Raw genomic sequence first — 19,845 nt, 5'->3', positions numbered from 1 at the left:
AGTTCCAAGCAGATAAAATTTCAATTGAATCGTGTAGAAAAGACAAGAGGAAACCCTTATGAAAGAATTATTCTTACAAATCTCTAATCGCCAAGACTTGACGCAAGAGCAGGTCCAAGAAGTCTTTGATCAAATCTTGCAGAACCAACTATCAGAAAGTCAAATCGCTGCCTTTTTGATGGGACTCAAAACCAAGGGGGAAACAGCGGACGAAATTACGGGTATCGTTCGCGCCTTAAAGGCCCATGCGACGGTATTGCCCGAGACTTTTTCAGATGCTATGTGCAACTGTGGGACTGGTGGCGATCAATCCTATAGCTTTAACATTTCGACGACCGTTTGCTTCGTTTTGGCTGCTGGAGGGATCCGCATGGCCAAGGCCGGCAATCGCTCTGTTTCTTCTAAATCGGGCTCTGCAGATGTCCTAGAAGAACTTGGCATCAATGTGGCTGCCTCACCAGAGATCCTTTCGAAAGCTTTGGATGAGGTTGGTTTAGCCTTTATCTTTGCGCAGACCATGCATCCGGCTATGCGCTTCATTGGCCCAGCTCGCCAAGCTATGGGGATTCCAACTATTATGAACCTGGTCGGCCCTCTCGCTAATCCGTTGGATCTAGAAACGCAACTCATGGGTCTTTATCGTGCCGAATTGCAAGAGATTGTCGCGCGTGCTATTCAACAGTTGGGACGTAAACGTGCCGTCGTTATCACAGGTCCTGACAATATGGATGAAGCGGCTCTTTATGGAACCAATACCTACACCCTGCTAGAAAATGGCAAGATCAGCCAGCATACCTTTACCTATGAAGATCTGGGTATGGCCAAGGTAGAGCTGTCTGAAATAACTGGTGGAGATGCCAAGGAAAATGCTACGATTCTCCTCAGTGTCTTGAAGAATGAAGCCAGCCCTTATCTGGAAACAACGGTTCTCAACGCAGGTCTTGGTTTCTATGCCAATGGAAAAGTCGCAACCATCAAAGAAGGGGTGGAGTTGGCACGTCAATTGATTGCGGATGGTTCTGCCCTTGCTAAATTGCAACACTTACAAGAGGTTCAAGTATGAGTAAAGCCTTTCTACCGACGATCCTAGAACAAAAAGAAAAAGAAGTGGCGCAAATGGTCATGGAAGACCTCCAACCTCTCCGTCAGGCCTATCGCCTCTATGATTTTCTCAAGAGCCATCAAGAGCACTTGCAGATCATCGCCGAGGTGAAGAAGGCAAGTCCTAGTATGGGGGATATCAATCTGGATGTAGATATTGTCGCCCAAGCCAAGACCTATGAAGAAAATGGGGCAGCCATGATCTCGGTTCTGACGGACCAAGTCTTCTTCAAGGGAGATCTAGACTACCTTCGTGAGATTTCTTCCCAGGTGACGATTCCAACTTTGGCCAAGGATTTTATCATTGATGAGAAACAGATTGTCCGATCTCGTAATGCCGGAGCGACGGTTATTCTCTTGATTGTAGCAGCTCTGCCAGAAGCCCGGCTCAAGGAGCTTTATGATTTTGCGACGGGGCTTGGTTTGGAGGTGCTGGTAGAGACCCATAACTTACCTGAGCTCGAAATAGCCCATCGGATCGGGGCGGACATCATCGGGGTCAACAACCGGAACCTCGTCACCTTTGAAACGGATCTGAATACTAGTCTGGAATTGTCTACACATTTTAAAGACCAGCCGGTTTATATATCGGAGTCCGCTATTTTTAATGGTGCAGATGCGGCTCTAGTCGCTCCCTACTTTAATGGGATCTTGGTAGGGACTGCCCTCATGACAGCAGGGGATGTAGCAGAAAAGGTCAAGGAGTTGCAAATTGACAAAGGTTAAAATATGTGGCCTGTCTACAGTGGAAGCAGTGGAGACGGCTGTCCTAGCAGGCGCAGACTATGTCGGTTTTGTTTTCGCTGAGAGCAAGCGACAAGTCAGTCTGGAGCAAGTCCACGAATTAGCAAAACTGGTGACTGGCAAGACCAAAATTGTTGGAGTCTTTGTCTCACCAAGTCTAGAGGACTTGGAGCAAGCCATTGCTCAGGTTCCCTTAGACATCGTTCAGATTCATGGAACGTTTGATGAAGCTCTGATACAAAAGATCTCAGTTCCAGTCATTCGAGCCATCCAGCTCAGTGACCAGAAAACTAAAGTAACCAGCCCGGCAGATTTTCTGCTCTTTGATGCTCCCGTAGCTGGGAGTGGGCGAACCTTTGATTGGGATTTGCTGAAAGATCAGAAGATCCAGCAGGATTTCTTTATTGCAGGGGGCTTAACAGTGGACAATGTCCGTCAAGCTAGAGAGACCTTTCAGCCCTATGCACTGGATGTCTCATCAGGTGTCGAAACAGACGGACGCAAAGATATTGAAAAGATAAAAGCATTTATAGAAGGAGCGAAAGCATGAACTATCAACTACCGGATGAAAAAGGGTTTTATGGAAGATTTGGAGGACAGTTTGTCCCAGAAACCCTGATGACAGCCGTGATTGAACTCGATAAGGCTTATAGAGATGCCAAAGCAGATCCAAGCTTTCAAGCGGAATTGGATGACTTGCTCAAGAATTATGTAGGTCGGGAGACTCCCCTTTACCATGCCAAAAGTCTTTCCAAGCACATCGGTGGAGCGCAAATCTACCTGAAACGGGAAGACCTCAACCATACAGGGGCTCACAAGATTAACAATGCCCTTGGTCAGGTCTTGCTGGCTAAACGGATGGGCAAGAAGAAGATTATCGCGGAGACAGGAGCTGGTCAACACGGGGTGGCGACAGCGACGGCAGCGGCTCTCTTCGAGATGGAGTGTACCATCTACATGGGGGAAGAAGATGTCAAACGCCAAGCCCTCAATGTCTTTCGGATAGAGCTCTTAGGAGCAAAAGTCCATAGTGTGACAGATGGATCGCGCGTGCTGAAAGATGCGGTCAATGCAGCCCTTCGTGCATGGGTAGCTGGGATTGATGATACTCACTACATCATGGGATCTGCCCTTGGACCAGCTCCCTTCCCAGAGATTGTCCGAGATTTTCAATCCGTGATTGGTAAGGAAGCCAAACGTCAGTTTGCTGAAGTCTCAGATGGAAAACTTCCTGACGCGGTCCTAGCCTGTATCGGTGGAGGCTCCAATGCCATTGGTATGTTCTACCCCTTCGTAGAAGACGAATCAGTAGCCATGTACGGAGCAGAAGCCTCTGGTCTTGGTTTGGATACGGACAAACACGCAGCGACCTTTGCCAAAGGTCGTCCAGGAATTCTTCACGGAGCTTTGATGGAAGTGCTTCAAGATGCCCATGGACAGATCATGGAAGCTTTCTCTATCTCAGCTGGCTTGGATTATCCTGGTGTGGGGCCAGAGCATTGCTATTTTAATGAAATTGGCCGGGCAAGCTATGATTCCATCACAGATGAAGAAGCCCTCGAAGGATTTAAGTTGCTTTCTCGTTTGGAAGGGATCATTCCAGCATTGGAGTCCAGTCATGCTATCGCTCTAGCGCAAAAGGTCGCAGCAAAAATGACTCCGGACCAAACGCTCATCGTCTGCTTATCTGGTCGTGGAGACAAGGATGTTATGCAGGTAAAAGAACGGTTTGAAGCAGAAGGGAAGTAGAGATGACCAAAACATTAACACAGCATTTACAAGTCATTAAAGACAACAAGCGGGGGATCTTCGTACCTTACATCATGGCGGGCGATCATGAGAAGGGACTCGATGGCCTCTTTGACACCATCCAACTCTTAGAAGAAAGTGGAGCATCGGCTATTGAAGTGGGGATTCCATGGTCGGACCCTGTAGCGGATGGGCCAGTCATCGAAATGGCTGGGCAACGCAGTTTGGCTAAGGGCGTGACTTTAACAGCTATTGTAAAAAAACTCCAAGAACAAGAGACCAAGATTCCTCTGGTCATCATGACCTATATCAATCCGGTCTACCAATATGGGATTGAAGCCTTTATTAAAGAATTGGCTTCTACCTCTGTCAAAGGCTTGATCATTCCAGATCTACCAAATGAGCATGCGGATATGCTAGCACCTTACTTGGATGGGAGTGATATTGCCCTTGTTCCCTTGGTCAGCTTGACCACAGGTATCGAACGGCAGAAGGCCTTGATCCAAGAAGCAGAAGGCTTTATCTATGCAGTAGCCATCAATGGAGTTACTGGGAAGATGGGCAACTACCGGGATGACTTGGATCAGCACTTAGCGACCTTGAGAGACTTGGCCACTATCCCAGTTCTGACAGGCTTTGGGGTTTCCACCCAAGAAGATATCCAACGCTTTAATCAGGTATCTGATGGTGTCATCGTGGGGTCAAAAATTGTTCGGGACCTTCATGAGGGCAAAACCAGCGATGTTAAGGCATTTGTAGACTATGGTTCACACTTTAATAAATGCTAAGGACAAGAAAAATTACAAAATTTAATAAATTTTCAGAAAATTACTTCTCTTCTGAAAATCTTTGTGGTATAATCTTATGACAACCTTAAAAATTTATTAGGAGTAAACAATGAAAAAAAGAAATGTCATTGCTCTTGCAGGAGTAGCTCTTCTTTCAGCAGGTATTCTTGCAGCATGTTCCGGTGGTTCTAAACCATCAAGCTCAAGCTCAAAATCAAGTGAAGCAGGTCAAAAATTCTCTTACGTTTACGAGACAGAACCTGAAAACTTGAACTACATCACATCTGGTAAAGCTGCAACCCATGAAATCACAGGAAACTTGATTGATGGATTGTTTGAAAACGACAAGTATGGGAATTTGATTCCTTCACTTGCTAAAGATTGGACAGTTTCAGAAGATGGCTTGACTTATACTTACAAACTTCGTGATGATGCCAAATGGTATGATTCAGAAGGGGAAGAGTATGCGGACGTGACAGCTGAAGACTTCGTTGCAGGGATCAAGTATGCCGCTGACCACAAGTCTGAAATGCTCTACATCATTCAAAACTCTATCAAGGGCTTGAATGATTATGTTGAAGGTAAGACTTCAGACTTCTCAAATGTAGGCATTAAAGCAGTCGATGATCATACCCTTCAAATCACTTTGAACCAAGCAGAGCCTTTCTGGAATTCTAAGTTGACTCTTGGAATCACTTTCCCTATCAACGAGAAATTCGTAGAATCTAAAGGGGATAAATTTGCCCAAGCAAGTGACACTAGCTCTCTTCTTTACAATGGTCCATACATCTTGAAGAGCTTCACTTCTAAATCATCTATCGAGATGAGCAAGAATGAAAACTACTGGGATAAGGACAATGTTCACATCACAGATGTTAAGCTCGAGTACTATGATGGTCAAGACCAAAGTAAATTGGCCAACTCGTTTGAGGACAATGCTCTTAGCCTTGCTAAATTGTTCCCAACTGGACCTGGATTTACAGACCAAGCTAAGAAGTTTAAAGATGAAATCATCTACACACCTCAAGATGCCAGCACATTCGTTATCGGTGTGAATATCGACCGTCAGTCTTACAAGTACACTGCAAAAACAACAGATGAAGAAAAATCATCTACTAAGAAAGCTCTTTTGAACAAAGACTTCCGTCAAGCAATCAGCTTTGCCTTTGACCGTGAATCTTATGCTGCCCAAGCAAATGGTAAAGATGGAGCAAGCAAACTGATCCGTAACTTGTACATCCCACCTACATTCGTTCAAGCAGATGGCAAGACCTTCGGTGAGATGGTTAAAACTGAGTTGGTTACTTATGGAGACGAGTGGAAAGATGCAAATCTTGACGATGGTCAGAATGGTCTTTACAACGAAAAACAAGCTAAAGAAGAGTTTGCAAAAGCAAAATCTGCACTTGAAGCAGACGGTGTGAAATTCCCAATCCACTTGGATATGCCAGTTGACCAAACGACTCAATCTAAGGTTCAACGTGCTCAATCTTTCAAACAATCGGTTGAAAGTACGCTTGGAAAAGAAAACGTCGTTGTCGACATCCATATGGTATCCAAAGAAGACCTCTTGAACGTGACGCTCTTTGCTGCTAAAGCAGAAGACGAAGACTGGGATATCTCAGATAACGTTGGATGGAGCCCTGACTATCAAGACCCATCAACTTACCTTGATATCTTGAAAGCATCTTCTGGTGAAAATACTCGTACCTTCCTTGGATTTGACCCAAGCGAAAACAATGAGGCAGCTAAGAAAGTTGGTCTCTACGACTTTGAGAAGATGGTAACGGAAGCAGGAGCTGAAACCAAAGACCTTAACAAACGTTATGAGAAATATGCTGCAGCTCAAGCTTGGTTGACAGATAGTGCTTTGGTTATCCCAACAACATCTAAGACTGGTCGTCCATTCTTGACTCGTGTTGTACCATTCTCAGCACCATTTGGCTGGACCGGTGGTAAAGGGAAAGACAACGTTGTCTATAAAGGCATGGAACTTCAAGACAAGGCTGTAACAACCGAAGACTACAACAAAGCTCTTGAAAAATGGAAGAAAGAGCAAGCAGAGTCTAACCAAAAAGCTCAAGAAGAATTAAAAGATCATGTGAAATAAGTATCTTTAGATCGAGGCAAATTTGCCTCGATTTTTTTCTTGGAAAAAATTTGATACAAAAGCGCTTACATAGTATAATAGCTGTATTGATTATAAAATAGCGAGGTTTCGTTTATGAAAAAGAAAACAGTGGTGTCCATGGTAGCTTCTAGCCTCCTGCTAGCTCCCTTTATCTTAAATCAAGTGGTGGCAGCAGATGAGAATCTACCAGAGCTTTCTCCGACGAAAGAAGTCGTGACTCAGGTGGCTCCGGAACCTGTAGCATCTGAAGGAGCAACTTCCCAATCTCAAGTAGATCAAGCATCCGCTCCAAGTGTGGAACCTAAGAAGGAAGTAGAGACTTCTGAACCTGCAGGACCGAGTCCAATTGCTCCGGCGGAGACGGAGAAGGTTGACAAGCCAGTCGAACAAGAAAAGACCGTGACGGTAACTGAAAAAATAAATCTCCCTCAGGCACCTCAGGGGGCAGGTGTCCCAGCTAGTCCAGCAGCTTCGACGGTAGCATCTTCTCCAGCAACAGGACAAGCCTTAACTTCTTATACAGGTAGTTTGGCCAATAGCGACCTCAAAGACAAGGAATTAACGGTTCAAAATGCTGTTGATGAATTGCTTCAGTGGGCTGCGAAGGATCCTAAGCAGGCTGGTCAATCAGCTGCAGATCGAGAACGTTTTGCCAAGAGTCTAGGGATGATCAGCACTCAAGAGGACTTGAACCGCAAGGTTAGTCAAGAAGAACTGACCAATATGTACAGCATCGCCAAGAAGCTCTACGTTGCCTATCGTTCTGAAAAGAAAGCTCCTCTCTTTTTAAATGGACGGGCTCAACCGATTTTCCCTTATACAACTGGGGAAAAATCAAATGAAGACTATCACTATGAGGATAGCGAAATTGTTCGCTTCCCAGTCTATGTGGAGACCGATTACGATACGGATGCGGATGGCAAGCCTGACTTAGTCAAGGCCATTGTCCAGTTGCCTAAGGCAGTTGCCAGGGGAGATTTTAAGGCGGCGACCATTCTCGAAGCGCGTCCTTACGTAGCAGGAACCTTGGATGAGAACTATGTGACTCTTGAAAGCTTGGGCTTACCGACAGATGGCTCTTACGATATGAAGAAATTGCGGGAGCAACCTGCTAAACGACAGGCTGTCGGAAACTCGTCAACTGTAGATGCGGCTAAGAAGGCCAAGGCTTCGGATTGGTACTACTACAGTCCCTACGAGTATATCTATGACTACGAAAACTTGAACTGGTATGACTATTTCTTAGTCAGAGGCTATGCCTTTATCTCCAGTGCGGGGCTTGGTACCAAAGGGTCGGAAGGTTTTAACACGACAGGCTCTGACCTTGAAATCAATGCGTTTAAGAATATCATCGAGTGGGTCAATGGCAAGCGCAAGGCCTACACCGATAAGACCAGCAATGTCGAAATCAAAGCAGACTGGGCTACAGGAAATGTTGCCATGACCGGTCTGTCCTGGGCTGGAACCACGACCTTTGGTGTGGCAAGTACAGGAGTCGAAGGTCTGAAGACCATCGTACCAGCTGCTGGGATCGCTTCTTGGTATGATTATTTCAACAGTCAAGGAACAGCTTATGGGAACCCACCATATAGTGATTTATCTTGGTTGTCCCTCTATGTCGGTACTCGGATTCTAGATGAAAAAGACTGGGCTGGTATTTGGCAAAATTATGCCAACTACATCAACCAGCTCAACAAGGATCAAAATGCGCATGAACGCAATTACAGCGATGTCTGGAAGGAGCGGGATTATACCCTGCATCCTGAAAAATTCAAGACTAGCGCCCTCTTGGTTCACGGCTTGAATGATGACAACGTTAAAACCAAGCATTTTGAACTCATGTACGATGCCCTCAAGAAGGCAGGCCAAGATGTCAAGCTCTATCTCCACCAGGGAGACCACGTCTATCCAGCAGCCATGTCTCGTGGCTATGGCATCCAGGCGAATGGCCAAGATTTCTATGATCTTTTGAATACCTGGCTTAGTCATTACTTGTACGGGGTAGAGAATCAGGTTGACAAATTACCAGCTGTTCTAGCTCAAAACAACTATGACCCAAGTAAGTGGACCACTTATGATAACTGGAAGACTTCGCAACGCCTCTTCCTCAATGCCCAGTCGAAACGCTTGGAAGAGACGATTTCAAGTGACTATGCAGGAGCTGGCATAGAGATTGCTAAACGCAACGAAACTGTGAGCCAAGCTTCTTCAAAAGCCAACATGACCTTTGTATCAGAAGTGACAGAAGATACTACCATCAAAGGGCATATCCCTGTACACTTCAAGGCAGCCCTAGCTAAGGGGCAAGGCAAGAACTTCCAGATCAATGCCCTCTTAGTCGACGTCTCTGATGAGGAATTTGATGTGGTCGGTAACGGTAGCGTCAAGGCAGATAAAAAAGCAGATGGCTTCTGGATGGGAAGTACCCTCTCTAATCTCTCTGTAGCAGAGTTTGAGACCATTAAGACAAAATACAAGGTCATTGCCAAAGGATGGATCAACCTGGCCAACCCTGAGTCTGGCTATGATTCAGCCAGCTCAAGAAATAGTATCGAGCCAAAAGTTGGGGAATTCCACGACTATACGGTCCATCTCCAACCAAACCTCTATACGGTTAAAAAGGGCCACAAATTAGCCCTAGTCTTCAATACCTATGATCCATCTGACTTAACCGTTGAAAATCCTTATGAAGTCACCTTCAAGACAGATTCAATCCGTGCGAGCATTCCAATTGTAGAAGGAACGCGTTCGCAAGTGGCTTCTTATCTTCCTAACGCAGCTGATACAGCATATGCTGCCCTTCCAGAGATTCAGGGGGCAAAATTGGTAGAACCAGCAGTTCATTACATCGAAGAATACCATCTGCCAGTCCTTCCAGAGCCTGAAAGATATGGTAGATCAGAGATTCCTGCTAGTCCAAATCTTCGTTCTCTCGTCAAAACGGCTGAGAAAGAAACTGCAAAACCAGAATCTCTATCTGTTGCTTATGGACAAACATTTGTCTATGAGACGGGTAAAACAGTCCTTCCAGCGCAAGAAAAAGCAGGTCAGCTTCCTCAAACAGGCACGGAAGAGGAATGGATAGGATTCTATGGGTTAGGTACCCTCCTCTTGTCTAGTCTTCTTTTCTGGAAGAAAAAGAAAGAAGATGTCCAAGGCTGAGAGCGTAGCAAATATTTCTAAAAACTTGAATTTTGGTGTAGAATAGAACTATCAATAAGAGATTAGTGGAAATCACTAATCAAAGGAGGAACTATGGTACACGTACTAACAGATGCAACATTTGAACAAGAAACTAGCCAAGGCTTGGTCTTGGTAGACTTTTGGGCAACTTGGTGTGGTCCTTGCCGGATGCAGGCACCAATCTTGGAACAGTTGGCAGAAGAGATCCATGAAGATGACTTGAAAATCTTTAAGATGGATGTGGATGAAAATCCAAACACTGCTCGTAACTTCGGCATCATGTCCATCCCAACACTCTTGTTCAAAAAAGATGGCCAAGTGGTGAAACAAGTCGCTGGTGTTCACACCAAAGAACAACTCAAAGCGATTGTTGCGGAATTAAGCTAAGTTAGAAGAAGCCCTTGCTTCTCAGATCAACTAAACTCGTTCATTTCCAACTATGGAAGTGGGCGAGTTTTTTCTTTTTATGAATTTGTTAACAGAATAAGATAAGGAATTGACAGCGCTTTCCTAAGGTGTTAGAATGAACCTGTGGTTTGCCATGAAATATAAGAAAGAGAGTGGGACAGAAATCGGTAATTCGTTAGAATTCGATTTCGTCGTCCCACCTCCGCACAGTTGAGTAGGGCTGTAATAGCTGATGAAATCAGCGTAGTAGAGCCCACTCAACCACTGCGTCTTGCTCGACAATTCAAAGACAATTGAAAGGCTAGAACTTTTGTCCCAGCCTCTTTACTCGATTTTATTTTCTAGTTAGTCTGCCAAAATCCATGCGCTGACGGAACGTTCTGAGACTGGGAAATCAGCCCAACCGTCTTCTTCAATTTGGATGGTATCTTGGTAATTTCCTAAGGTGTCGTAGTAGGACCGTCCTGCATATGCTTGGCCGATTTCCATCCGTTTGGCAGATGCAGCAGCATTTGAAATGACGCAGGCGATAGGAGCAGACTCTTCAGTTCCAGAGCGAGTCCAAGCGATACAGTTAGGATCGTCAAAGTAGTCTCTTTGTTCACCGTAGGCTAAGTCTTTGCGGATCCGAAGGAGTTGATCAAGCTCCGCTTGGAAAGATTGCTGGGCAAAATCGCCTGAAATTCCGTAATAGTCTCCATAAAAGACACATGGGAGCCCAGCCTCGCGGAGGAGAATGAGGGCGTAAGCAGCAGGCTTGAACCATTCACCGACTGTGGACTCTAAGGCTTGTCCTCTTTGGGTATCGTGATTATCGACAAAGGTCACAGCACTTTCTGGATGATTGCTTGCGAGAGTGCCATTGAATATAGTCGTTAAATCAAAGTTTTCCCCTTCTTGGCTAGCTCTAAAGAGATTTTGGTGGAGGGCAACGTCGACTAAGTCGAACTGATAGTCAATGCTGGCTAGGTAATCATTGTTGCTTTGTTCATCCCCATTCCAAAACTCACCAAATACATAGAAATCTTCTCCATATTTGTCTGTGATTTGCTGGATGAAGTTCTTCATAAAGAAGGAGTCGATGTGTTTGACCGCATCTAGTCGGAAGCCTTGAACTCCAGTGGTTTCGATAAACCATGCAGCCCATTGGTTGAGGTTTTCGATCACTTCTGGGTGTTTAAAGTCGATATCGGCATACATAAGATAGTCATAGTTTCCATTTTCACTATCAACGAGATCGTCTTGTGCCCAACCTTTGTTGTCCCCTTGGATCTGGTAAATCCCACTCTTATTGCGGGAAGCATCGTAATCAGTACCAGTAAAGTGGTACCAGTGCCAGTGGAAGTCATTATAGGTTCCATTTCGACCATCAAAGGTAAATTTTGTCCATCCCTTGATAGTAAAAGGCTCTGTCAATACGATGGTTCGATCGTTAGGGTCCACTTCGACCACTTCAAATTTTTCCAAACCATCGGCAGCTGCCTTATGGTTGAGAACGACATCGGCCATGGGCTGGATTCCAGACTCTTTTAAGGCCTGGATGGCTTGCAAGTAGTCGTCTTTGAAACCATATTTGGTCCGGACAGTTCCTTTTTGGTCGAATTCTCCAAGGTCAAAGAGGTCATAGACGCCGTAGCCGACGTCATTGGCAGATGTCGCTTTAAAAGCTGGTGGCATCCAGATTTTACGAATGCCCAAGTCTGCTAGGTGAGGAGCATCTGCAGCTAAGCGGAACCAGTGTTGACCATCCGAAGGTAAGTACCATTCAAAATATTGCATTAAGGTTTGATTTTCCATTTGTTTCTCATCTTTCGTGAATAATGCCTTATTTTACCAAAAATGACAAGATAGGGCAAAGGTTTGCACTCTCGAAAACGCTGTCTTTATTGGATTAAGGATAAATGGGCTGGAAACGAGCTCTCGCATGAGAAAAATGGGGAATTTGCCCTCATGAATAGGAACTATTTTTTTCGGTTTTGTTCAAGTTGGCTCAATCTGTCTAAGAAGGCTTTGCTACTAGAAGAAGTGTCTCCATCATTTGATTGACAGGAAGGAATGTCTGTAGGATCTTCCCTGCTGTCAGTTAAGTTGTTATCCTGTTTGAAAGCTAGCTGACTACCAGATAAGAGGAAAACTAGCTTGCTGACAGGAGGAGATGCTGTTGTTGAAAGGAGGGTTCGTTTTTACTGCATCTATTAAAGAATGATTTTGTCTATTATTTGTCGTTTCGGTTAAAACGGTCAAAACGACACGTTTCAAAGGAGTTTGTATATGAAAAAATCAACCATTGTTTCGATTGTGTTTGCAAGTTTATTAATAAGTCCAGTTATTTTGGCGCGTCATGTCCAGGCTGAAGAAGTGACTGCGAATAGTCAAGAACCAGCCTTAACCTCTCATGTGGGACAGCCAAGTACAGCAGAAGCCTCTGCTGTTTCAAATGAAATTCCAGCAAGTGGGGAGCTGTCTCCTAAGAAGGAACTTACAAATCAACCTAACTTGGACCAAGCGACTGCTGAAACAGGTCCTACAACAATTCAGCCGACAACGGGAAATGAATCCTCTCCGACCAAGGAGACTGCTGTAGTAGAAAAAGCTCCAGTCCAGCCTACTAGTGATGCTCCTCAATCAGCAGAAGTGTCTGTTGCAGAGAATAATCCATTGCCTGTTTCTAACGCTCCTAAAGTGACTCTAGGAGAGCTTTCAGAAGTGACAGGTCAACCAGTAGCAGAGGCAGATGTGAAGAAGGAAGCTACAGTGATAGACGCTGTCAACCAGCTCTTGAACTGGGCCTCAACCAAGGAGAATCAAGTCGGATCTACTGATAAAGACCGATTGGCTTTTGCTAAGAGCTTAGGAATGATCAAGGAAGGAGTGGAGGGTTCTGCTCCAGTTACTAATCTCACTTCGATGGTTGATGTAGCCAAAAAGCTCCGTGCCGCTTACCGCGCAGACAGAAAGACCCCTCTCTTTTTGAATGGACGAGCACAGCCTATCTTCCCATTTTCACCTGGGGATGATATTGAGCATTATTCCTATGATAAGAGTGACATCGTCCGCTATATTGTCTATGTTGAAACTGACTATGATACGGATGGAGATGGCAAGCCTGACTTGGTCAAGACCTTTGTACAGGTGCCAAAAGCTGCTGTCAATGGGGACTATAAGGCTGCCAGTATCTTTGAAGCTAGCCCTTATGTAACAGGGACGACCGAAGAGCGGACTTTAGAAGGGATTGGCCTAAAAGAAGGCGGTAACTTCGAGATGGCCAAGCTCTATGAAAAACCTGTCAAACGCCAAGCCAGCAAAACCGTAACGACAGAAGAAGTAGCCAAAGCGACCGATCCAAAAGAATGGTACTATGTCAATCCTCGTGAAAGCTCGGATGACTATACACACTATGACTATGAAAATCTCAACTGGTACAATTACTATTTGGTTCGTGGCTATGCAGTGGTGACCAGCAGCGGATTGGGCTCAAAAGGATCCGATGGAATCAATACGACCGGCTCAGACCTTGAAGTGGCAGCTTACAAGAATATCGTGGAGTGGCTTAACGGCAAACGAAAAGCCTACTCTGATAAGACTAGCAACCACGAAGTCAAGGCAGACTGGTCCAACGGCAATGTCGCCATGACAGGCTTGTCTTGGGCAGGTACGACGACATTTGGTGTAGCGTCTACTGGAGTCGAAGGGCTCAAGACTATTGTACCAGCAGCAGGGATTGCCAGTTGGTATGACCATTTTAACAGCCAAGGATCTCCTCTTGATACAGGAGCTTCCAATGACCTCTCTTGGTTATCAGTCTATACCTCAGGCCGTATTCTTGATAAGGAAGATTGGGACAAGGTTAAGGACTACTATGCTGCCTATATTACCAAGCTTAATGAGCTCCAACACAAGGATGGTCATAATTACAACGAAGAGTATGTCAAACGTGACTACACCTTACATGCAAGCAACTTAAAGGCGGCCCCTCTCATTATCCAAGGGCTCAATGACGACAATGTCAAGCCTAAACATTTTGAATTAATGGTTCAAGCCTTCAAGAAGGCAGGGATTGATCCCAAGGTCTTGCTCCACCAAGGCAATCACATCTATCCATCCACTCGTTGGTCAGGAACAGAAGTGGCAGGACAAGCCTTTAATGACCTGATGAACCTCTGGTATAGCCATTACCTCTACGGTATCGAAAATGGCATTGAAAACCTCCCGCAAGTAACAGCTCAGGACAATCTGGATCCTAGCAAGTGGCATCGTTTTGACAAATGGGATACGGATCAAGCTATCTCAGGTCGGATCTACTCTAAGCGGGAAGAGGTAACGGTGACGGGTGATTACTATGGCACGGGAAACAATTGGACCACACGTAACCAGGATGCGGCCTTCCATTCTTCCGAAGTAGCAGCTTCCTATGCAGCAACCGTTGACCAAGATACGACCATCAAAGGTCATATTCCGGTACATTTTAGCGCAGCTTTTGTCAAAGGAGACAAGAAGCATGCCCATGTCAGTGCGACCCTGATGGATGTTTCAGATGAAGAATTTGATGTCGTTAAGGAAGAAATCACCTATGATAAAGATGGCTACAGCATGCGCACATTGGAAAAAGAAACCATTGATGAGACAGGTTACTGGAATGGTAGCAACCTTGAAACCTTGCCTCTCAAACGTTACAAGACCCACAAGGTTAAGAGTGTGGTGATTGCGCGTGGTTGGATGAATTTGGCTAATCCAGCATCTCGCTATGACTCAGCAAGTTCTAGTCATTCTATTGATGTCAAAGAAAATGAATTCCATGATTACACCATGTACTTGCAACCAAACTTGTATACAGTGAAAAAAGGCCATCGTCTGGTCTTGAGCCTACACACCTATGATCCGGATTATATCTATTTTGCGGATCCATATGAAGTGACCTTCAAGACAGACTCTATTTCAACAACCATCCCAACTGTCGAAGCTAGTCGGTCGCTCTTATTCCGCTACCAGCCAAGTGAAAAGGATACTGAATATGCAAGCTTGGCAGATCGTATTCTCCCAATCGCTAAGAAGAATCCTACTGTAGTGGAAGAAGCCGGTAAGATCTCTGTTCCTGATCAAACTAGTCATCTGGAACAACAACCACCAGTCGGACGAGACCAAATGGACTTCCGTAAAGAACAGAAAGAAGAATTGGCTCAATTAGCACACGTCAGCGAAAGTACAAGTCAAGGAGAGGAAAGTGTCGCTCACTTGCCTAAAAAGGAGGAAATTCACTTGCCTGAGACTGGGGAATCAGCAAATATCTGGACAGTTTATGGCTTGTTAACGGTACTTGCCACTAGCTTGTGGAAAGTTGTCTACCGTCGCAAAGAAGATCAATAATGTCAGTCTTATCGCCCAAGGGTGATAGAAAAAAAGGATCCAGTCCATCAGAAGGAGGCTTCCATTGAGATCCATAGAACATTTCCAAGAACAAATTGCCACCATTTTTCAAGAGGCAATGTCCATACCTAGCTTTACCAATACCGAGACAGAAAGGGAGATAGAAGACTATTTAGACCAACGAATTGGGGCTATTCCATATTTTAAGACGCATCCCCAGCACTTTGGACGCTACCCTCTTCCCAATGACCATCTCCATCGTACTGTCAATTGGGCCTTGGTCGATAAAGGCAAGAAAAAGACAGTGATCCTTTTTCACCACCACGATACGGTAGATCTAGAAGATTACGGTCCCCTAGCCCCTATAGCCTTGGATTCCGAGGCTCTGGTTCAAGCCTTAAAGGGTATTGATTTTCGATCAGAAATGCAGGAGGACCTAGATTCTGGCAAATGGCAATTCGGACGAGGTTCTTGTGACATGAAGGCGGCCTTGGCGCTTCAGCTGGGTGTCTTAGAAGCCTACGCCTCCGATTCAGAAGGGGGACAGGTCAGTCTCCTCTACCTTTCTGTGGGAGATGAGGAGTCCTATTCACGTGGAATGAGAGGAGCCTTGGGTCTACTTTGTCAGTTAAAAGAAGAGTTTGACTTGGACTATGTCTTAGCGGTGGATTCAGAGCCTTTTGAAGCCACTAGTGACAAGGAGAAGGTCCTACATATCGGAACGGTCGGCAAGCTCATGCCAGTCGTCGTCACCCAGGGAGTCTTATCCCACATGAAGGAACCTCTCAAAGGAATCAACGCCCTCTCTCTCCTAATAGCAGTCGCATCTAAATTGGACCTCCATCCAGACCTATCCGACCAAGCGCTGGGAGAGCAATCTCCTCTTCCTTCTTGGTCTTATCTGCGAGATTTGAAGGATCAATATGATGTATCGACTGTCCTTCATGCTGCTGGCTATTTCAGTGTGCTGCATCTGAAAAAGACCCCTCAAGAATTGTTGCAACGCATCAAAGAGTTGAGCCAGGAAGCGGTCGATGAGTTTTATGTCAAATACCTGTCCCTCCAGGACCAAGCAGGACAAGACCATGTGATCTCTCAGCCAAGGGTGATTAGCTATCAAGAATTGCTGGATCGTTGCCAAATGAAGGAAGGATTTTCAAGCTTCCAAGACCAGTGTGCGCAAAGAGCCTACAAAGATTTCTTAGCCGGAGTCGGCTATCAGGCTATTGCCATCCAGCAGATCCAAGGTTACTTAAACTTCCTAGGTGAGAAAGCTCCATTAGTTGTCATTGGCTTTGCTCCACCTTATTACCCTTCTATGAATTGTCGGTCTTTACCGAATACCAGTCTAAAAATTGGTAGCCTTGTAGATGATTACCACCACTATTTAGAAAGCAAGGGCTTGTCACTGAAGGTGGAAGAGTATTTCATGGGCATTTGCGACACTAGTTATTGTGCCTTGGAGAGAGATCTAGCAAGCTATCAAGTCGTATTGGATAGTTTAGCTACCCCCTCTCAAGTTTACGAGTTGGATCTTGAAAAGATTGCACAGATCCAAGTGCCTGCGGTCAATTTAGGGCCTTGGGGCAAGGAACTCCATCAAAGAGGGGAGCGGGTCTTCAGGGAGGATCTCCTGGAGACCATCCCTAACTATCTATTTGGCCTTCTCTACCGTTTTGAGGAATTGCTTTAATACTTGAGTTTTCCATTGACAAAAGAGGAAAAGAGGAATAAAATATAGGCAATATGAATAAACCATTTTCTTTTATTAGAGAAGTGGAATAGGAGAAGGAGAATCTATGATTGAATTTCAAGGAGTTACAAAAGATTACGATGGGCATCTGGCATTGAACCACTTGAATCTGACCATTGAAGATGGGCAGATTGTCGGCTTGATTGGCCATAATGGAGCCGGAAAATCAACGACCATTAAGAGCCTGGTCAGTGTCATCACCCCAACGACCGGTAGCATCCTAGTAGATGGAAAGGACCTCTATAGCAATCGCCTAGAAATAAAGAAGAAAATTGGCTATGTAGCTGATTCACCAGATCTCTTTCTTCGTTTAACGGCCAATGAATTTTGGGAGTTGGTTGCCACGTCCTATGATATGAGCCAGCAGGAATGTGATGACCGTTTGGATCATTTGCTCCACCTTTTTGACTTTACTAGTCATCGCTATGAAGTCATCGAGTCTTTCTCTCATGGAATGCGCCAGAAGGTATTTGTTATCGGGGCTCTACTATCTGATCCAGACATCTGGGTTCTAGATGAGCCCATGACGGGTTTGGATCCCCAAGCCTCTTACGACTTGAAGCAGATGATGCGGGAGCATGCGGATAAGGGAAATACCGTCATCTTCTCTACCCATGTCCTCGAAGTGGCAGAGCAACTCTGTGATAAGATTGCCATCCTGAAGAAGGGGAACCTCATCTTTTATGGAACTATCGAGGAGCTGAAGGGGCAACACCCAGAACAAAGCCTAGAGTCCATCTATCTTGGACTGGCCGGTCGAAGAGAAGAGGTGAGTCCAGATGCGTCTTAAGATGGTTCGTCGCCTAGTGGATGTCAACATCATTTATGCTACTCAGCCGGCCCAATTAGCGAAATTTCGTAAGAAGCAGGAAAAGGATCCGACTAGGAAGGTCAATGTTTCCGCTCAGTCTATTCGGACCTATATTTTTATCGGTCTCCTTTATCTTTTCCTCTTTGGGATTCTCTCGAGTGCCAATGATTTTGTCTCTAGCCCTGGTCCCTTTGTCAATATGATTACGCTCTTTGCGCTCCTGACGATCTCCCAAGGTTTGATGAGTTTTTACAATGTCTTTTACGAGAGCAAGGATTTGCAATTTTATCGTCCCTATGCCTTTTCGGATGCAGAAGTGATTGCAGGAAAGAGCATCTCGGTCATTTTAGTGCTCTTGATGGCTCTGCTTCCAATGATTAGTTACTTCATCATTCTGCCCATCCAAGCAGGGGGAAATATTCTGGTGGGGCTCCTTCTTGGCCTTCTTTGTGCCATGATTCTCCTCTCCATCCTCTTTTTAGGCACCTTGTTCTTATCCCACCTGATTACCAAATCAGCTATCTTTAAGAAGCACACGAGTTTGGTGTCTAACCTCATCATTGGCTTGAGTAGTCTCATTTCCATTGGAGCTTACCTCTATATTAATATGCTCCAATCAGAGCATTCGGTGGCTGGTGATCTGGTTACTCAACCCAGTATTTTTCCTCCAATAGAGGTCTTTCATAGCTTTATCTTGAATCCTTTGGATTCAGGTGCTCTGCTTGGGATCTTGGCTTGGATTCTGCTTCTAGCGGTTCTCGTTTGGCTGGTCAAAAGTCAGGTCTTGCCTCATTTTTATGATGCTGCCCTTGAGGTTTCTTCCAGCCATGCGGTTAAGGAGCGGGTGAGTCAGATGAAGGTGGGAGATCAGAAGGCCTTCCATCGCTTTACTGTTTCCTATCATAAACGGCTTCTAAGTGATGGTACCTTGCTGACGCAAGTCATCTTCATGATGGCGATTTTCCCTTATCTTTTCACATTTGGCTTATTTTTAGGAGCGTCGCGAGCTTCCCTTCAAATTGAGAACTACCTCACACCCCAATATTTACTTCCCTTATCCCTCATCGCTTTCATGATTGGAGTCTTCAACTCTGTGGAAAGCTTGACCAGTATTGGGATCTCTTTGGAACGGGAAAATTTCGCTTATCTTCGTGCCCTTCCGATTGACTTCAAACGCTATTGTTTGAAGAAATTTTGGATTCTCTTTTCGGTTCAGTCTGCTTTGCCGATTGTGCTTTTGGTAGGGGTGTCCTGTTACTTTGGTGTCCATCCCCTCTCCCTTCTAGCCATGCTTTTGATTTGGTTTTTGACCAGTTTGAGCTTGAGTGTGATTGCTTTTCGACGTGACTACAAGCTCTTAACGACTAATTGGTCGACTGTAACAGACCTGATGAACCGTAATAGAGGAAACGCAGCCCTGAGAGGATTATTGATCTTCGTCTTTATTATCGTTATGCTAGTCCTGATAGGCTTTACCTTCTATCTATCCGCTGTGGCTTTCACCACCCTGATTGCTAGTGTGATTTATCTTCTCATTGCTGGTATAGGTGCTCTTGCGACTTACTTTATTTATAAAGGTACTTTCTACAAATTTAACCAAGAAATTGGTGAATAAAAAAGATTCCCTCTGGTTTGACCGGAGGGAATCTGTATGGTAAAAGAGAGTGGGACAGAAATCGGTAATTCGTTAGAATTCGATTTCGTCGTCCCACCTCCGCACAGTTGAGTAGGGCTGTAAAAGCTGATGAAATCAGCGTAGTAGAGCCCACTCAACCACTGCGTCTTGCTCGACAATCCAAAGAAAATTGAGAGG

Annotated in this window: 13 protein-coding genes; 12 read left to right on the top strand and 1 reads right to left on the bottom strand. The window is 45.1% G+C overall.

All coding sequences use genetic code 11. From position 1 onward, the window contains the following. The first annotated feature begins 58 nt into the window (after positions 1–58). The 8 genes from trpD (at position 59) to trxA (ending at position 10,083) form a co-directional block, all read left to right on the top strand. Positions 59–1,063 carry an anthranilate phosphoribosyltransferase gene (gene trpD, locus EL081_RS06580; RefSeq protein ID WP_126404475.1) on the top strand — a complete coding sequence of 335 codons (1,005 nt, stop codon included), beginning with the start codon at positions 59–61 and terminating at the stop codon, positions 1,061–1,063. Further along, a complete protein-coding gene (trpC, locus tag EL081_RS06575; RefSeq protein ID WP_126404474.1) occupies positions 1,060–1,827 on the top strand; it encodes an indole-3-glycerol phosphate synthase TrpC in 768 nt (255 codons plus the stop codon). The genes trpD and trpC overlap by 4 nt, the downstream gene beginning before the upstream one ends. Continuing rightward, entirely contained in the window at positions 1,814–2,395 is a 582-nt protein-coding gene (locus EL081_RS06570) for a phosphoribosylanthranilate isomerase (protein ID WP_126404473.1), read from the top strand. Before trpC ends, EL081_RS06570 begins: the two co-directional genes overlap by 14 nt. After that, positions 2,392–3,594: a tryptophan synthase subunit beta gene (gene trpB, locus EL081_RS06565; RefSeq protein WP_126404472.1), complete on the top strand. Its 1,203-nt coding sequence runs from the start codon at positions 2,392–2,394 to the stop codon at positions 3,592–3,594. Before EL081_RS06570 ends, trpB begins: the two co-directional genes overlap by 4 nt. A gap of 2 nt (positions 3,595–3,596) precedes the next feature. Beyond that, positions 3,597–4,382, top strand: coding sequence for a tryptophan synthase subunit alpha (gene trpA / locus EL081_RS06560; RefSeq protein WP_126404471.1), 786 nt, complete (start codon positions 3,597–3,599; stop codon positions 4,380–4,382). 109 nt (positions 4,383–4,491) lie between these two features. Further along, a complete protein-coding gene (locus EL081_RS06555; RefSeq protein ID WP_126404470.1) occupies positions 4,492–6,492 on the top strand; it encodes a peptide ABC transporter substrate-binding protein in 2,001 nt (666 codons plus the stop codon). A 114-nt stretch (positions 6,493–6,606) separates the two neighbouring features. Next, positions 6,607–9,675, top strand: coding sequence for a CocE/NonD family hydrolase (locus EL081_RS06550; protein ID WP_126404469.1), 3,069 nt, complete (start codon positions 6,607–6,609; stop codon positions 9,673–9,675). Between the two features lie 93 nt (positions 9,676–9,768). Then, on the top strand, positions 9,769–10,083 hold the full coding sequence (trxA, locus tag EL081_RS06545) for a thioredoxin (RefSeq protein ID WP_006595996.1): 315 nt from the start codon (positions 9,769–9,771) through the stop codon (positions 10,081–10,083). Positions 10,084–10,449: 366 nt separating this feature from the next. Here the strand turns inward: trxA and EL081_RS06535 are convergent, their stop codons facing one another. Then, positions 10,450–11,901: an alpha-amylase gene (locus EL081_RS06535; protein WP_126404468.1), complete on the bottom strand. Its 1,452-nt coding sequence runs from the start codon at positions 11,899–11,901 to the stop codon at positions 10,450–10,452. 474 nt (positions 11,902–12,375) lie between these two features. Here EL081_RS06535 and EL081_RS06530 point away from each other — a divergent pair, with 474 nt between their 5' ends. The 4 genes from EL081_RS06530 (at position 12,376) to EL081_RS06515 (ending at position 19,647) form a co-directional block, all read left to right on the top strand. Continuing rightward, a complete protein-coding gene (locus EL081_RS06530; RefSeq protein WP_126404467.1) occupies positions 12,376–15,468 on the top strand; it encodes a CocE/NonD family hydrolase in 3,093 nt (1,030 codons plus the stop codon). 118 nt (positions 15,469–15,586) lie between these two features. Beyond that, entirely contained in the window at positions 15,587–17,161 is a 1,575-nt protein-coding gene (locus EL081_RS06525; RefSeq protein WP_126405057.1) for a M20/M25/M40 family metallo-hydrolase, read from the top strand. Between the two features lie 106 nt (positions 17,162–17,267). Next, positions 17,268–18,011: an ABC transporter ATP-binding protein gene (locus EL081_RS06520; RefSeq protein WP_126404466.1), complete on the top strand. Its 744-nt coding sequence runs from the start codon at positions 17,268–17,270 to the stop codon at positions 18,009–18,011. Continuing rightward, complete coding sequence (locus EL081_RS06515; RefSeq protein ID WP_126404465.1) at positions 18,001–19,647, top strand: hypothetical protein; 1,647 nt, start codon at positions 18,001–18,003, stop codon at positions 19,645–19,647. Before EL081_RS06520 ends, EL081_RS06515 begins: the two co-directional genes overlap by 11 nt. Positions 19,648–19,845 lie beyond the last annotated feature (198 nt).

Source organism: Streptococcus viridans (assembly GCF_900636365.1).
GTDB lineage: Bacteria > Bacillota > Bacilli > Lactobacillales > Streptococcaceae > Streptococcus > Streptococcus viridans_A.
This window is presented reverse-complemented; position numbering and strand designations above follow the sequence as displayed.

Excerpts from the sequence above, each read along its gene's own strand:
- EL081_RS06525 (WP_126405057.1), top strand. The coding sequence starts at position 15,587 with ATGTCCATACCTAGCTTTACCAATACCGAGACAGAAAGGGAGATAGAA.
- EL081_RS06550 (WP_126404469.1), top strand. The coding sequence starts at position 6,607 with ATGAAAAAGAAAACAGTGGTGTCCATGGTAGCTTCTAGCCTCCTGCTA.
- EL081_RS06555 (WP_126404470.1), top strand. The coding sequence starts at position 4,492 with ATGAAAAAAAGAAATGTCATTGCTCTTGCAGGAGTAGCTCTTCTTTCA.
- trpD (WP_126404475.1), top strand. The coding sequence starts at position 59 with ATGAAAGAATTATTCTTACAAATCTCTAATCGCCAAGACTTGACGCAA.
- EL081_RS06520 (WP_126404466.1), top strand. The coding sequence starts at position 17,268 with ATGATTGAATTTCAAGGAGTTACAAAAGATTACGATGGGCATCTGGCA.
- trxA (WP_006595996.1), top strand. The coding sequence starts at position 9,769 with ATGGTACACGTACTAACAGATGCAACATTTGAACAAGAAACTAGCCAA.
- EL081_RS06530 (WP_126404467.1), top strand. The coding sequence starts at position 12,376 with ATGAAAAAATCAACCATTGTTTCGATTGTGTTTGCAAGTTTATTAATA.
- trpC (WP_126404474.1), top strand. The coding sequence starts at position 1,060 with ATGAGTAAAGCCTTTCTACCGACGATCCTAGAACAAAAAGAAAAAGAA.
- trpA (WP_126404471.1), top strand. The coding sequence starts at position 3,597 with ATGACCAAAACATTAACACAGCATTTACAAGTCATTAAAGACAACAAG.
- EL081_RS06535 (WP_126404468.1), bottom strand. The coding sequence starts at position 11,901 with ATGGAAAATCAAACCTTAATGCAATATTTTGAATGGTACTTACCTTCG.
- EL081_RS06515 (WP_126404465.1), top strand. The coding sequence starts at position 18,001 with ATGCGTCTTAAGATGGTTCGTCGCCTAGTGGATGTCAACATCATTTAT.
- trpB (WP_126404472.1), top strand. The coding sequence starts at position 2,392 with ATGAACTATCAACTACCGGATGAAAAAGGGTTTTATGGAAGATTTGGA.